At 38.4% G+C, this 15,176-nt stretch carries 14 protein-coding genes, 1 pseudogene and 1 riboswitch; of the genes and pseudogenes, 1 reads left to right on the plus strand and 14 read right to left on the minus strand.

Annotated features, from left to right (window positions below):
* Positions 1–19: 19 nt before the first annotated feature.
* The 12 genes and pseudogenes from AC0VYV_RS13515 to AC0VYV_RS13570 all read right to left on the minus strand — a co-directional run bounded on the left by AC0VYV_RS13515 (position 20) and on the right by AC0VYV_RS13570 (position 11,205).
* Positions 20–1,447 carry a dihydrolipoyl dehydrogenase family protein gene (locus AC0VYV_RS13515; protein WP_475367693.1) on the minus strand — a complete coding sequence of 476 codons (1,428 nt, stop codon included), beginning with the start codon at positions 1,445–1,447 and terminating at the stop codon, positions 20–22.
* 14 nt (positions 1,448–1,461) lie between these two features.
* Entirely contained in the window at positions 1,462–2,043 is a 582-nt protein-coding gene (locus tag AC0VYV_RS13520; protein WP_475373915.1) for a CDP-alcohol phosphatidyltransferase family protein, read from the minus strand.
* A gap of 13 nt (positions 2,044–2,056) precedes the next feature.
* Positions 2,057–2,713, minus strand: a complete 657-nt coding sequence (locus AC0VYV_RS13525) for a TVP38/TMEM64 family protein (RefSeq protein ID WP_194222017.1) — start codon at positions 2,711–2,713, stop codon at positions 2,057–2,059.
* A complete protein-coding gene (locus AC0VYV_RS13530; protein ID WP_475373916.1) occupies positions 2,710–3,702 on the minus strand; it encodes an ABC transporter ATP-binding protein in 993 nt (330 codons plus the stop codon). Before AC0VYV_RS13530 ends, AC0VYV_RS13525 begins: the two co-directional genes overlap by 4 nt.
* 13 nt (positions 3,703–3,715) lie before the next feature.
* Positions 3,716–4,534 (minus strand): ABC transporter permease, encoded by an 819-nt coding sequence (locus tag AC0VYV_RS13535; protein ID WP_303530844.1) that lies wholly within the window; start codon positions 4,532–4,534, stop codon positions 3,716–3,718.
* Positions 4,531–5,415, minus strand: coding sequence for an ABC transporter permease (locus AC0VYV_RS13540; RefSeq protein ID WP_475365415.1), 885 nt, complete (start codon positions 5,413–5,415; stop codon positions 4,531–4,533). Before AC0VYV_RS13540 ends, AC0VYV_RS13535 begins: the two co-directional genes overlap by 4 nt.
* A complete protein-coding gene (locus AC0VYV_RS13545) occupies positions 5,384–6,622 on the minus strand; it encodes an ABC transporter substrate-binding protein (RefSeq protein WP_475373917.1) in 1,239 nt (412 codons plus the stop codon). Before AC0VYV_RS13545 ends, AC0VYV_RS13540 begins: the two co-directional genes overlap by 32 nt.
* Before the next feature lie 277 nt (positions 6,623–6,899).
* The gene (locus tag AC0VYV_RS13550) at positions 6,900–8,249 is read right to left on the minus strand and encodes a copper amine oxidase (RefSeq protein ID WP_475374892.1); all 1,350 of its coding nucleotides are present in this window, start codon (positions 8,247–8,249) and stop codon (positions 6,900–6,902) included.
* 296 nt (positions 8,250–8,545) lie between these two features.
* Positions 8,546–9,208 carry a sulfite oxidase-like oxidoreductase gene (locus AC0VYV_RS13555; protein ID WP_475367494.1) on the minus strand — a complete coding sequence of 221 codons (663 nt, stop codon included), beginning with the start codon at positions 9,206–9,208 and terminating at the stop codon, positions 8,546–8,548.
* Positions 9,209–9,291: 83 nt separating this feature from the next.
* Positions 9,292–9,390, minus strand: a riboswitch (SAM riboswitch).
* Positions 9,391–9,451: 61 nt separating this feature from the next.
* A complete protein-coding gene (locus AC0VYV_RS13560) occupies positions 9,452–9,916 on the minus strand; it encodes a GNAT family N-acetyltransferase (protein WP_475365417.1) in 465 nt (154 codons plus the stop codon).
* Positions 9,917–10,112: 196 nt separating this feature from the next.
* Complete coding sequence (locus tag AC0VYV_RS13565; protein ID WP_194222332.1) at positions 10,113–10,544, minus strand: GNAT family N-acetyltransferase; 432 nt, start codon at positions 10,542–10,544, stop codon at positions 10,113–10,115.
* A 97-nt stretch (positions 10,545–10,641) separates the two neighbouring features.
* A pseudogene (locus AC0VYV_RS13570) lies at positions 10,642–11,205 on the minus strand (GNAT family N-acetyltransferase).
* 301 nt (positions 11,206–11,506) lie between these two features.
* On the opposite strand from AC0VYV_RS13570, the gene AC0VYV_RS13575 reads away from it, so the two are divergent.
* A complete protein-coding gene (locus tag AC0VYV_RS13575) occupies positions 11,507–11,848 on the plus strand; it encodes a LysE family translocator (RefSeq protein ID WP_475374893.1) in 342 nt (113 codons plus the stop codon).
* Positions 11,849–11,907: 59 nt separating this feature from the next.
* Here the strand turns inward: AC0VYV_RS13575 and AC0VYV_RS13580 are convergent, their stop codons facing one another.
* Together AC0VYV_RS13580 and AC0VYV_RS13585 are read right to left on the minus strand one after the other, a co-directional pair.
* Positions 11,908–12,684 (minus strand): 3-hydroxybutyrate dehydrogenase, encoded by a 777-nt coding sequence (locus AC0VYV_RS13580; RefSeq protein ID WP_430246066.1) that lies wholly within the window; start codon positions 12,682–12,684, stop codon positions 11,908–11,910.
* Between the two features lie 240 nt (positions 12,685–12,924).
* Complete coding sequence (locus AC0VYV_RS13585; protein ID WP_475365420.1) at positions 12,925–15,114, minus strand: FUSC family protein; 2,190 nt, start codon at positions 15,112–15,114, stop codon at positions 12,925–12,927.
* Positions 15,115–15,176 lie beyond the last annotated feature (62 nt).

Here is a 15,176-nt window from a genome sequence, read left to right on the forward strand (position 1 = left end):
CTTCTCCTCCTTTAATTCTTTATCGAACCCATTTAATGTATTTTTCTGACACCTTCGGAAGCCAACCATCAAATAATTTTTCTCTCCAGAATAAATCAGCGGCTTGATTTAGGATAGCACCTTTCGTTGGGTATGGGTGAATAACTGTAGAAATGTCTCCGATTTTATGACCATGTTCTTTCGCAAAAACAATTTCTTGCATCCAGCTTCCAGCATCTTCACCAACAGCATGAGCACCTAGAATATGCCCTTTCATGTCTGTAATGACCTTTAAAAGTCCATTTTTTTTGCGCTCAGCTATAAATCGATCGACATCTTCCGTACCAACCTTGAAAACGCGAATTTGATCGCCATGTTTCTCTTTCGCTTCTTTCTCAGTCATTCCAAGGTGAAAGACCTCAGGATCTATATAGGTAACCCATGGAACGTTCTCATAGTTTACTTTTCTCTTTAATCCAAACACTGCGTTTTGTACAATAAGTTTCCCTTCCATACCAGCTCCATGTGTAAAAGGAAAGGCACCATTCACATCACCAATTGCATAGATGTGGGATTGGCTAGATTGTAATGATGCATTAACTTTAATAAATCCATTGTCCTCATCTACTGAGGCCGCTTCTAAATTCAATTTATCTGTATTAGGCTTTCTACCAGTTGAAAACATAATCATTTCTGATTGGATAGTTTTCTCTTCGCCATTCTCTATATACGCCACAACTTTATAACCGTTTTCCTCTTTAATCTCTTTTACTTCTGCTTTAAAAATAAATGAAAGTTCTTTCTCCAATTCCTTCGTAGCAATTGGAATAATATCATGGTCTTCTTTTTTCAAAATGGTCTCAGAGGTTTCTAATATAGTTACATTTGAGCCGAATCTTGAGAGAGATTGAGCAAGCTCAAGTCCAACAGGACCGCCACCTATAAAAACGATGCTTTCAGGCAAATGGTCTAAATTGAAAATTGATTCATTCGTAATATAAGAAACATGTTCCACTCCGTCAATTGGGGGAACTTTCGGGCTTGATCCTGTGGAAATCACAATACGTTTCCCTTTGATGGGGTTCTTGCCATCAATGAGGACTGTATGACTATCTTTAAATGAACCTTTGCCTCGATAAATATCTACCCCTAATTTCTCAAAGCGCTCATCACTATCAATTTCTTGAATTTCACTAATCGCTTCTTTCACGCGATCTATAGCACGACTAAAGAGCACTTCGCCGCTCACCGTAAGGCCAAATTCTTTTGCCCCCTTGTAGACAGCATGAACTTCTTTAGCAGCTGTAATAAAAGCCTTTGATGGGACACACCCATAATGAAGACAGTCACCACCTAAACCTGGCTGATCATCGATTAAGGCCACATTTGCTCCCATATTGGCTGCACCAGATGCAGCAGTCAGTCCACCAGAACCCCCGCCTATTACAATTAGATCATATTCTATCATTCGTCCCATCTCCTCTATCCTAATATCCTTTTGGCTTCTGCTAGTCTTTGAAAAGCAGTGAATAGTTCAATTGCTACAAACGCTAGTGTCAAGATAACTAAAAAGTTGTGAAACAAAATCATTGCTGTAAAGAGAAGAAAACCTTCTGTTCTCTCCGCAGCTCCCGCTTGATAATAGAATGATTTGATGCCTTTTTTCTCTGACACAGCACCTACTGTAAGGAAGATCGTCATGGCAAAAATGATGGAAGTACTTAATAATAACAAGGCCCACATCGCTTCAGGAAACCTAAAAGCAAGCCCTAATATGACACTAATTTCAACAACGCGATCAAAACTCACATCCAATACGGTGCCAAAAGCAGATGGCTTTGTTTTACGTGCCATTGTTCCATCAACAGCATCAAGAAAACCAGAAGCCCATAAAACGATAACCGCCCAAACGTAATAATCAAAATAAATAAATATCCCCGATGAAATGCCAATAATGAATGAAATAACCGTTACTTGATTAGCTGTAAGACCTAATCGAAGCAGCGATTCTGAGGTGCGATCCATTAGAGGCTGAACATATTTCCTTGCATGAGTGTCAAGCACGACAGCACCGTCCTTATTTCAGTTCTTCTTCAACAGAAGGTCCGAATGCTTTTCTGCGAATATATAGACTTACGATAAGTAATAGTAGTAATACGGCAGCAGCAATAATGACCGATGATAAATTATTTGATAAAAAACTTGCCCCCAGAAAATTCAATGCAATGGCACCTGGTAACATCCCCAGCAGCGTTGCTAAATAGTATTTCCTCCGATTCACATTAGAAACCCCACAAACATAGCTAACTAAATCAAAATGAAGAAAAGGAACGAGACGTAACAAGAGTACATAAAGAAAACCCTTTTCTGATAATCGTTTCTCAAGGTTTTCTCCCTTCCGCTTCCATGATTTCGGTAGAATGTTCATTCCTAATTTTCTTGCTAATGAAAAGAAAAGAAGAGCTCCTGTTGAACCACCTACCACCGCTAGAACTGTACCAAGTAGAGGCCCGAATACTAAGCCACCACTGATCGAAATGATCGATGTGGGAAAGAGCACAAAGGGTCTACCAATACAAATAAGCAAGAAAATGAGCGGAGCATAAAAGCCGAATGATGAAATCCAACCACGAATGTGAGAGGGTCTAAAATCAAATACATATTGATTAAGTAAGTAAATAACAATGATAAGTGCCGTCAACGATAATCCTTTTAGAAGTGTTTTAACAGTCATTGGGCAAGACCCCATTGATCTTTCTGATTGGGATATTCTTTCATGTCTTCCCTCTTAGCACTTAATAGAACTTCTTGACCCGCAACTAAACGACTGTCTGACATGACAAGAATACTTCCCTGTGCCCAGGATATACGATAGCATTCTATGTTGTTTTTTACTGTAACCGCGCTTACCTTTCCTGAAACAAAGGTACAATCCTGGTTACTTTCTTTATCTTGCACAGAAATGGCTTTTAATTTACTAAGCGGAATAAACCCTTCTTCTAGAGCTAATCCTTCTCCAATAATTTTAGCGCTCTCCATAGATGAAGGATTCGTGACAACATCATAAGGATGACCGATTTGGATGAATCTCCCCTCATACATAACAGCAAGCCTATCACCCATTTCGATAGCTTCGTCACGGTCGTGAGTAATAAACAGTGAAGTAATCCCTTCTTCTTTTAATAAATCCTTCACCTCACTACGAAGTGATTCTCGTAGTGCAGCATCAAGTGAGCTAAACGGCTCATCTAATAAAAGAAGATCTGGTTTCAGCACAAGCGCTCTTGCAAGTGATACTCTCTGCTTTTGACCACCTGATAATTCATGAGGAAAGGTATCTTTCCATTTAGACAGCTTTACTTTATTTAACATTTGTTCAGCTTGCCTAACGCGTTCGTTTTTTGATACTTTTTTTCTTTTCAAACCATAAGTTACGTTTTCTAGTACTGTTAAATGAGGAAATAGTAATGAATCCTGAAACATCAAAACGACCGAACGATCTTCTGGTTTCAGCCTTACAATTGATTTTTCTCTTAAGTAAATGTCTCCTTCATTTAGTGCTTCCAAACCAGCAATACACCTGAGGAGTGTACTCTTACCGCATCCTGATGGTCCTACTACTGTAAAATGCTCACCTTCTTCTAAATGAAACGAAAGGTTCTGCAAGATGGATGTATTTGAAAATTTCTTATTAAGATTTCTGCATTGCAATAGCTGGTTCAAAACAATCTTCCTTTCAAACGCGATTAACAGCTCGAATAACCAGCCTCAACATAACTTCCACCAGGCCAATAAATAGAAGGGGTAGCAAAGCAAAAAGTATTGAAAATCCTGCAATAACTGCTTCATTCGAACTTGAAAAATAGGGATAATATAATAATGGGAGGGTGATCACTGTACCTCCCCCAATAATTGCTGTAAGCGCATATTGTCCTAAAGATATAACAAAAGTTAATAACATTAAGCTTCGAATACTTGGAAGTAATAAAGGTAGGGCTACTGTCAAAAAGCGCGTCAACGGACCGGCTCCTAGTACAGCAGCCTGCTCATTTAGACTACTTCCCATTCTCTCATAGCCTGCCCTCATGACACGAATGGCATAAGGTAGCGTAGGAATCAAATGAACAATGACAACGCCTATCATCTTATCTGCTAAGCCAAATTGTATCATCGTAAATTGAAGCCCCATTGCGAGTAAAATGCCAGGTATTAAAATAGGGGATAGCAATAGTCCCTCAATAATGGATTTTCCTTTAAACGTATAGTGAGAAAGAGCCCTGGCCGCTGGTATCGCGAGCAAAATATTTAATATTACAACTAGAAGAGCAATCTTGAACGTTGTAACAATTGATTCGATTAATGAAGGATCTTTCATAATGCTACGCCACGCATCCAAACTTAGTTCGTTTGGAAATAACGCAGGCCACCTCCACCCTTCGGAGACGCTTTTCATTCCTATTGTTACAAAAGGTAGGATGAATAAAATAATAAACAAAACAAACACGAAACTAGTTGCTAACTCTCTTTTCCCTAAACGCTTCAAAAATAACCTCATCTGTTTCTCCCCTTTATCATTCTAAGCCTATGTTTTTGCACAGCTCCGATTGAAAAGGTCGCAAGAAGAAGGGCGAGCACTCCTGGAAGAAGCATAGCAGAAAATGCAAGTGGTCGCTTGCTCCAATCCCCATCATAAAACCATTCGTACGCTCTAACTGGTAACATTTCTGGTCGTGTGACACCTAATAAATATGGGATTTCAAACGCAGAAGCAACAAATGCTAATAAGATTACTGCTGTTTCGATGAGAATCGGGAGTATCCAGGGTAGTTCAACGGTTTTAAAAACATCCCACTTACTTCCACCTAGCGTTCGAACGACTTCAGAATAGCGATGATCGATCTCATAATAAACAGGCAACAGCATGAGAATTACAAAAGGAACTTCCTTCCAGACATATGTTAAAATGATCCCCAACCCAAATTTCTCTTGAACAAGAACTGGAAAATTCCCTCGACTCTCTAATACTCCCATTTGATAAAGTAGAGTAGAGAACAGTCCACTTTGCGAGAAAAACAAAAATACTAAATAACCTGCAACAAAATGCGGAATTAACATCGGTATCCATACAAGTATCTTCAACGTTGAATCTTTAAATAACTCATATAACATTCTAGTCATTACTAATCCTATCACTAACGATAGTAAGGTGGACAGGACGGCAACTCGAAACGTTAATTTAAGGGAATGAAAAAAAGCATGATTACTAAAAAGTTCCGCGTATGTTGCAATAGTCCATTCCCCATCTATTGTTTGAAAACTTTGAGCTACCGCTGACCACATTCCATGCCCTACAAGTAGCAATGTAACCGCAATCGCAGGTAATAAATATAAACGTAATTTCCACTTATTGCTCAATAACCCGATTCGCCCATTCATTATTAATCCACTCCGTGTAACCTGTATCTAAGTCTGGTAGCTTATATTCATTTAAAACCTCTGTGGAAAGTACGCTTTCTCCCCGGTCAAGATTACCAATAATCTTCTGATCCTCTTCACTCAATTTATCGAAATTTAATACCGTACCTTCCCCCCACATTGTAGGATCCATTTTAGCTATTTGAGCTTCTGGCGATTCAAGAAAATCAATAACTGTCATAGCTCCCTCTGGATTCGGACTATTAAATGGAATACTGAGATAGTGTGTATTTGAAACCGATCCAGGATCTTTTAGAACAAATGACTTCGTGCTTTCAGGAAACGTCCCATTTTCAATTAAACTTTCTGCTCTTGCTTCGTTAAAGCCCATAGTCATTAGGATTTCCCCCTGACTATAAAGCGTATCAAGTTTAGTCAATGATTCAGGATAAGTTTCACCATTACGCCAAAGATCAGACTTTATATCATCAAGATAGTTCCACACGTATTCTTCGGAATCTTTAATAATTTCTTTATTAAATTCCTTTGCCAGAAGACCCGACTCTTCGCCTGCACCTTTTATGAGTAGGTGCTTCACGAACGTATTACCAGTAAAATCCGAAACGTTAGGATACGTAAACTTCCCAGGATTATCGTGAATCCACTGCTTTAACTCCTCAAGTGTACTTGGAGGTGTATCGATCTTGCTCGAATCGTAATGAAAAACATATTGAACATTTCCCCACGGAGCTTCTAATCCATCAATTTCCGTCCCTTGATCATATTCAGCATTCTGATCCTTTGATCCAATGTATTCTTGAAAATGAGGCAGCTTCTTTGAGAAAGAACCTAGTAATAAATCAGCATTCTTAGCATTTTTGAAGTTTGCGCCATTGATCCATATGACATCAATTGTACCTTTGTTTTTATTTGCTTTTTTCTCTGTTAAAAGTTTTTGCATAAATTCTTCGGTATTCATCGGCTGACGATTAAGCGTAATATCATGCTCCTCTTTTAATCTTGGTGCTGCCCATTCATCAATGTACTGATTGATGCCTTCATCTCCTCCCCACATAAAGAGATTTACCTCTGTTCCATTAGAAGAGGATACGATTTCATCCCACTCCTTTGATAACACCTCTGTTTTACCAGTTTCATTGGTTTCACCATTCCCACATGCAACAATAAAAAGTAGCGTTGCGAAAATAAATGTAAACTTTCGCTTCATCTAGTTTCCCCCTCATATAAACTATCCTAGCAACTGAAAGACATATTTGACGAACTTGATTGTGTTTCATAGTCAGACATCATCTATTTTCCCATTATCAGTATACCTTTTTTATAAACATGATGCTGTAACGCTCCTTACATCTCAAACTTTATTAAAACCATTTCCTATAGCGTAAGTACGGCAAGTTCATCGTCCTTTTCACGAAGAAAAGCAATAGCCACTTTGGCTATTGCTTTTCTAGCGGGTATGTTAGGCTACCCTATCATCTATTCCCTTAGCTTTTCTGCATTTTTCTACGAACAATTACGCCAGTTGCAGCCATAGTTGCAAGTATGGCTGCAACAATCCATTCGATTGGCATTTGCTGTTCAGCTGTACCACCCATACCTGTTTTAGGCATATCAGTTGGCATAGCTTCCATAGCGAATTTGTCCGGGAATTGGTTTACGAAAGCACCAGAAAGTCCCTTTGCCGGCTTATACATATGAGCATAAGCTTCACGAACCGAATCATAAGCTGCATCGTAGTCTTCCGTAGTGTAGCTATCAAACGCAGATATTAATTGATTCACATGCATTTGTAAACCTTCAGATAATGGTCCCGCTTCTAATCTACCTTCAGTTGCTGTTTCAAGAAAACTTGAGAAGTCTGCACGATAGTCTTCCAGCGCTTTTAGTGCTTTTTCTTGAGCCGCCTCATCTTCAGCTCCTGTCGCTTGAACATATTCTACAAAGTTACCGATATGTCCAGACCACATTTCTTTAAATTGATTTCCTGCTTCTTCACCATATACAGAAGTTATCGCAGCAGCTAGATCATCCGTATTCTCGCTTAGTGCAGCTGCAGATGCATCAAAGTCTTCTGATCCGTCGATTCCGTTCTGCATTGTCATCATTGCAAGACCAGCATGTTCAGATAATAAATGACCTAATGTTGCACGAAGATCAGATGCTGGTGTTACGGCTTTTGTGTTCTCGAACTTGTCTGGGAACTGATCAGTAATGGCACCAGAGAATCCTTTAGCCACCATTTGCATGTGAGCAATCGCTTCACTTTCTTTCTCGTAGGCCATCTCATAATCACCTGCTACATAGCTATCAAATGAACCAATCAACTGATTAATGTGAGCTTGAAGTCCTTCAGACAATGTTTCAGCTTGAAGTCGTTCTCCTGTTGCATTTTCCAAGAAATTAGAGAAATCTTCTTTATAACCATCTAAGCTATCTAAAGCTTTTTGTTTTGCATCTTCATCTTCATTACCTGTTGCTTTCACATAGTCAACGAAGAAACCGATATGATTGCTCCAAATTTCATTAAATTCAGCTCCTGCTTCTTCACCATAAACGGATGTAATCGCAGCTGTAAGGTCTTCCGTGTTTTCACTTAAGGCACCAGCAGAAGCTTCAAAATCTGCAGAACCTTCAGCTCCTTTTCTCATTGTTTCTACTGCAAGATAAGCATGCTCACTTAGTAAATGGCCAAGATCAGCACGAAGATCAGCACCTGGTGTTTCTACTGTAGGCTTGTCCATTTGCTGGTCGTGGTCAGAGGCAAATGCTCCAGCTGTTGGTATTAAAAGTGAAAAGCTAAGCGGAACAACTAATAGTCCCTTTTTCCAATCGATCACTTTCTTTTTTATATTCTTGTTCGTATTCATTTTCAAATCCACTCCCCTTAATTTTGATTTACACTTAGCTAACGGAGAGAAGATCCATTTAGATCATTCTTTTTTAAAATTCTTCTCTTTTTTTAATTACGAGAGAATAAAAAGTCAGCAAAACCCACACATACTAAGGTTCTGCTGACTTTCAAGTTTTAACTATTTTTTATAGATATGATGATATTTAGAATGTGATAATAAACTACCTTTTCCTCAATCAATTCTATATGTGTTAATCACGCCCGCTTTTTCAAGAAAAATTAATCAAACTCTTTTTTCTCCCATTCATCTTCTGGTAGTCCCAAATCCTCTCCAGAAAACCTTTCTTCTTTAAATGGATCGGCATGGTTATGAAATCCGTTTTGTTCCCAAAAACCAGGTTTGTCTTCATTGATAAATTCTATACCTCTGATCCATTTAATACTTTTCCAGAAGTAAAGATGCGGTACAACTAACCTGAGAGGCCATCCGTGTTTTGCCGTTAATTTCTCTCCATCGACTGAGTGGGCAAGAATAACATTATCTCTCATTAAGTCAGTGAGGTGAATATTCGTTGTATAGTTATAGTCACCATGTAGCATAACATGGTTCGTTTTCGGTACTATCCCATATGCGTTCATAAAATCCTTAATCAAAACCCCTTCAAAAGTATTATCAAACCTAGACCACCTTGTGACACAGTGAATATCACACTTTACTTTCTTCTGTGGTAAGGCAAGTATGTCGCTATAGGAAATGATCACTTCCTTATCAATTTCTCCAAATACACTTAGGTTCCATGTCGACATCTCATACACAGGTACATCACCTTCATGTAGAATAGGGAACCTTTCTGTAAGTACTTGCCCCGGTGGCAGACGATCACCATACATTTCACTTGCATCTGGAACTTTCATTTTGCGAATACGGTCAGCTTTTTTCAAATCCTTCACAACCCGTCTCTCATTTATTGAATCGTCTAAAAAACTCTTCCTAACTAATAAGGAAGAGTTCGCTTCAGAGCTCTTCCTTATCTCTCAGAGCATAGACTCTGCTGGATTTGGCACCTTGTCTATCAGGTTGCCGGGCATCAAAGGGCCAGTCCCTCCGCCTCTCTCAATAAGGAAATTAAAAAATGTAATTTTGATTCATTCTATCGGTCTATTTAGTATTTTGCAATTATTGTTTTAAACGAGGTTTTTCTTCATTTCAACAAATTGAAATTCTCCCCCATTGGTTTGTTGCATAAACAGATGAGTGATTTGAAATCCAGCCCTTTGATACACTTTTATGGCTCGTTTATTAAATTCAGCTACTGCCATTCCAAAGGAAGTTGGACGATACAATTCAACTGCTTTTTGAAGGCCAGCCTCCAAAAAAGAAAAGCCTTCTCCTTTTCCAACATTATCGGGAGACATTCCTAGACCAATTTCTATATGGTTGTCTTCATGCTCATGAAAACTAAAAAAACCAATAAGATGATCCCTTTGGTAGACGCTCCAATAATTTTCATTGCTGGCTGCATCTTCCCGGAACTCTTTTAGATCTTCAAGATCCTCGTCCATATTATAAAATGAGTATACCCCATCATAGTCCCACGAGATAATTCGCTCGACTTCTTCTTGACTTATTAACTTAAATTGATATACCAATACTCTCCCTCATTTCTGTGTGATTGAAAAGGAAAAGCCCCATGCTGGGAAATGCATGGGGCTCACACTTTATATTTTAAGGGGGGCAGGAACCGGGGAAGTCCCTGCAAAAATAGTGTAGCAAGTTCCAAGGGCATGATGATTGATTATGAGTTGTTTTTCACATTCTTTTAATAAATGAAAAGAAGCTGGACAACTATTTATAAACCATGATCGTTTGAAGTTCTCGAAATCCAATGTCTTTATAAATGTATTTCGCGAAGTTAGAGGAATACACATTCAAACGAATTTCCTCATATCCCTGTTCTTTGAAGTTTTCAATACTCGCTTGAACGAGCTGCTTAGAATACCCTTTCCCACGAAACTTTGGAAAAACAAATACATCATAAATGAACCCATGCTTGCTTTCTGTAAAATAATCCGTGTTTTCTCCAAGTAATACCCAGCCAGCAATTTCCCCTTCGTCGCGATAAATGAGGTGGTAACCACCTCGATCAAGAATGGATGATACAATTTCAAGTGCTTTCTCTTCTTTTACGATACCAGGATTTGTCGTTCCTTCATTAACAGATTGAATGGAATTCGACAAAATAAAATCTCTTTCTTCTATCGTCGCTCGTTCGATCACATAGTTTCCCTCCATCATCAAAATCATTCATTACTCGTTTATTCTTGATGCAAGAACCTTATTCCTCCCATAAGTAAGATGCATATTCTTACCAAATTTATTTTTTTGTTAAAGCATAGACGCATGTATCAGTTAGTTTACTGCCATCAATTGAGACATGGTCGTTTCGTAAAATAGCCTCAAGTTGAAACGATTGTTTCTCGGCAATTCGCCGACTTCACCAATTTGTCGCATTACAACGAATTTCTAGCCTTCTAGCGTTTAGCTCTGAAAAGGCGTAATCTACAATGCCTTGGACCGCTTCAGACATATAGCCTTGACCAGCGTATCTAGAATCAATCCAATAACCGATTTCAAATTTACGAACGTTCCAATCTATTCGATGTAACCCTGAGGAACCGATAAAATCACCCGTCTGTTTATGGAAGAGTAATAGTCGAAGATCCTCCCGCTTTAAAAACGCTACGTGAGATTCGCGGATATTCGCTTCAACATCTTCTTCCGTTTGATCTATATGTGCGAAAGGCATCCAGGGTTTAAGCTCTTCTAACGAGGCATCAATTGATTGATGAACCGAAGCACCATCCCCAGGTAGTGGAGAACGTATATGTAAACGGTCAGTGCTAAATTTATTTGGTATATCAAGTAAAATGGGTTCCATGGAACTATTCCTCCAACAACACTAAAAGATGTCAGAATTATATCATTAATGAGAAACCTGTCAAGTTATTGGTCTTTTCCGGCCAATGTCCCGCTACCATCTAATTGAAATCGAGAGACGAATTGACGGATCACTTCACGAGGATATGGTTTTCTTGGCCTCTCTTCAGGACTACTTGTACATATTGCTGCTACCTTAGGAATTTCTGCCGTCCTTTATCAATCCTCTCTCGCCTTTTCGATTGTTACCGCGGGGCAGCTTACTTACTTTTCATGGCATATGAAGCTTTTAAAGATAGCGGATTCGCAGCTCCCCCCCCCTAAGTCAACCTAGCAGACCTTATTTTTCTTTATATCGAAAAGGGATTGTTATGAATATTTTAAATCCAAAAGTCTCTTTATTTTTTCTCGCCCTTCTTCCACAGTTTGTAAACCAGCAGGCGAATTCACCCGCTCTTCAAATGTTAATTTTAGAAGGGGTTTTCATTCTACAAGTCTTTCTTATCTTTAGTGCAATAAGCTTTTTTGCAGGAAAAATCGCATTCTATGTCGTAGAAAATCATGCTCTAGCTAGAAAATTCAATCTTGCAAAAGCTTTATTGCTTGCTTTAATTGGTCTTCAAATAGCCTTTAGCGATCAATAAAAAAGCAGCGCTTCTCATTAGAAAGCGCTGCTTTTTTATTTTTTTAGTAAAATCTAAATTTACTGAGCTGTATAGCCACCATCAATTAGAAGGGCTTGACCTGTAATGCTCTTCGCTGCATCACTTGCGATAAACATTGAGTAATCAGCTATCTCTTTCACTTCAAGAAGTCTTCTTTGTGGTACAAGTGGATAGATTACTTCTTCTAGTACCTTTTCTAGCTCTACTCCGCGTTCTTTCGCTAGATCTTCCATCTGTCCTCTTACGAGTGGTGTATCAACATATCCTGGTGCCATGGCATTTACTGTAATACCGTGTTCCGCACCTTCAAGTGCAGAAACTTTTGTAAGGCCGATGACCCCATGCTTGGCACTATTGTAAGCCGCTTTCCCTGCGAAACCGATGACACCATTGATAGATGCCATGTTAATAATTCGCCCAAATCCTTGTTTCTTCATGATTGGAAATACATGCTTTGTTGCTATGAAAGGAGCTGTAAGCATAATATCCTGCATCATACGAAACTTCTCAGTTGGGAAGTTTTCTAATGCAGATACGTGCTGAAGTCCCGCATTATTTATTAACACGTCTAAGCGACCGTATTCTTCTACAGTACGGTCAATTGCTTGTTTAATTTCATCTTCATTAGTCACGTCTGCTTTAATACCAATAGCGTTATAACCTTTATCTCTTAGTTTCTGAGCAGCTTCTTCTGTTCCTTCTTCATTTATGTCAGATAGAACAACTTTTGCTCCATTCTCTGCGAACGTTTCACCAATTTCAAAACCAATACCTCTAGCTGCGCCTGTAATAAATACAGTCTTGTTGTTAACCATGAATATTTCCTCCTATTGTCAATCCTAAATTAAAATTATACTGTCACACCTCTCTATTCCCGCTCTACCTTTTAATAAACTAATCATTTTTGATTTATTTTCATAGCTCCCACTTCAAGTCACTTCATTAAGGATTAGTTAGCCTATATTTAAATGTATTGATTTCTGGTTTATTCGAATGAAAGCTTAGTTTCAATCGCCCCATCAACATTTTGCTCAACAAAAAAATAACCCGGTGCGTTACTGCTCCAGGTTACGATTTGTATTAAAATGATCAGATGCTTCTTTATTCTTTATTGAGCCAAGTTCCTTCCCTAATATCAATAGTGACTGGTTAATTCTCCATATATAATAGAGGTCATTTACAAACTTTTTCAAATTTACATCTTCATATTCAACTTTTTCTGAAAGACCTTCAATATGCTCTCTTTCTTTATTTAAACTATACATCGTTAACCCTGTTTCACCTTTTAATAGTTTAAGTAATGTATGGACATTATGTTTAATCACTTCATTAACCTCGAAAAGTGTGTTCTCTGATCCTTCTATGATAGTTGAACGGTTATTTCGATTTGTCGAAGCCAATAGATGTTTAGCAAAATAATTAATCGCTGTTAGTACAGTTAACCAGCGTTCAATCCCTGATCGGGCAAGAATAGCAGGTCGATTACGAAGCGGCCTCGCATCTTCAACGATTTTTCGCATTTGTTCATCAATACCAAACGCCTGATTTGTAAAATTAAAATTCTTTTCAGTATGTGAAAAGGATTCAAGATAATCCGACACATACTCATTTAATTTATTAAGAAAATCTTCCGCAGTATCTGCAACCTTTTCACGTGTAGTTTTAGGATAGATCACTGCTGCCGCTAGAAAGCCAATGAATGCTCCTGCTAACGTATCAAACACGCGAGCTATTAGAATCTGTTCTGTAATCCCACCTAGGATAAAATCGTACATAATTGCGATTAGCATTGTCATCCAAAACATCATCATCGCATACGAAATGGATAGCAAATAAAACGCCATAAAGATACAGCAAAATAATGCAATTAACTCTAAGACAAGCCTTCCTTCAAGAAGATGCGCCAGGCCAAAACCTGCAACCGCGCCGAAAATAGTTCCCAGTGACCGTTGAAAAGCTTTTTGTAACGTCATTCCAACGGTATCCGTTCCTAAAAGTACTACAAATGCAGAGAGGAGAACCCAGTACTGGTGAGTAGGTGAAAGAAAATAACCTAAGAAAATAGCCACTGCGCCTGCTACGATAGCTTGGAGCGCCTTCTTTGTAGCTGCTCTTGGTTGATTTGATTTTTCACTTTCTTGAACATTTTCTTTCTTTACTTCTTCTGGATCGTCTAATCGAACTTGTTCTTCAATATTTGCCATCCGTCTAGCTCCGAGTTCGTTTGAACTTTCAATAAGATGATTGGCAATCGACTCTATTCTCCTAATTAACCATAACCAATCTTTATTTTGATGATTAGATATTCGTAATTCGATCAGCTGATTTTTTAATTCTTCGATAACGGTCTGTGTTTGCTTTAAGTTTCCAACGATATCGTGGCTTCGTAACACCTCAGCGTCTCTAATGGATTCAACGACTTTATATAGCAATTTTCTCACTTCATTATGTTCAAGTGCATGAAGTTCTTTCATTCTTTTAACTGCTGGGTAAAGTGTTTCAATTAACATTTCTGCATCAAAGACGTACATTCTAAGTTGCTCAGCGTCTATACCACTCCAGACTTCTCCTGGATCAGTCGTTGTTAATTGGCTTGAAATAACCTGTGCATACTCATTAAGTTTTCTTACATCTCGCTTTAATAACAAGGCTCTATAGCGATTCGGAGTCGGATCTGCAATGGCATCAAGTACGAGATCTAGCGTTAGATTTGTTTGAATATGAAACGACTTCATACTTCGACTTAGCTGTCTTTTAGGACGATTTCTAAACAGAATAAAGTGATAAAGATACGAGTATGCTCCCCCGACAACAATTCCGAGGATAAAACCGAGCAAATCGGATGGTTGAAGTTTCAATAAGGTTGAAAAATAGATTGATAAAAAAGCAATCATAAATAGTCCAAAATATCGAAAACCATAATGTTGTAAGTAGTAAGCAAAAAAGATCACAAGTAAAAACAAACCATCCGTAACAAATGGAATAGAGCTAAGCAATGTTCGAAGTGTTAGCCAAATAATACTTGAAATTACTAACAAAAGGGCAGTGATTTTTTTCTTTTTATCTGTGTCATCATTCACAAGCAATAATGATAAAAGACTTACCACCCCAGCAAGAATAGCTGGGGTAAATGATATCCCAAGTATTGTGGTCAACCACAGCATTGTCATGACGGAAGAAAAAACGCTAATCGTTATTCTTGCTGCTTGATGTAACCTAGTCCTGCCGGGGTCTGTAGCAGCCAAACGAGACCACCAGCTTTGTATGATTGTTTTCTCGTTTTTAGTCCACATACATTAATAATAGC

The organism is Anaerobacillus sp. QJM3NY_17 (assembly GCF_056173665.1).

Bases quoted from the DNA above. Each gene is read 5' to 3' on its own strand.
- AC0VYV_RS13515 (WP_475367693.1), bottom strand. From the start codon at position 1,447: ATGATAGAATATGATCTAATTGTAATAGGCGGGGGTTCTGGTGGACTG.
- AC0VYV_RS13525 (WP_194222017.1), bottom strand. From the start codon at position 2,713: ATGACTGTTAAAACACTTCTAAAAGGATTATCGTTGACGGCACTTATC.
- AC0VYV_RS13535 (WP_303530844.1), bottom strand. From the start codon at position 4,534: ATGAGGTTATTTTTGAAGCGTTTAGGGAAAAGAGAGTTAGCAACTAGT.
- AC0VYV_RS13540 (WP_475365415.1), bottom strand. From the start codon at position 5,415: ATGAATGGGCGAATCGGGTTATTGAGCAATAAGTGGAAATTACGTTTA.
- AC0VYV_RS13545 (WP_475373917.1), bottom strand. From the start codon at position 6,622: ATGAAGCGAAAGTTTACATTTATTTTCGCAACGCTACTTTTTATTGTT.
- AC0VYV_RS13580 (WP_430246066.1), bottom strand. From the start codon at position 12,684: ATGGTTAACAACAAGACTGTATTTATTACAGGCGCAGCTAGAGGTATT.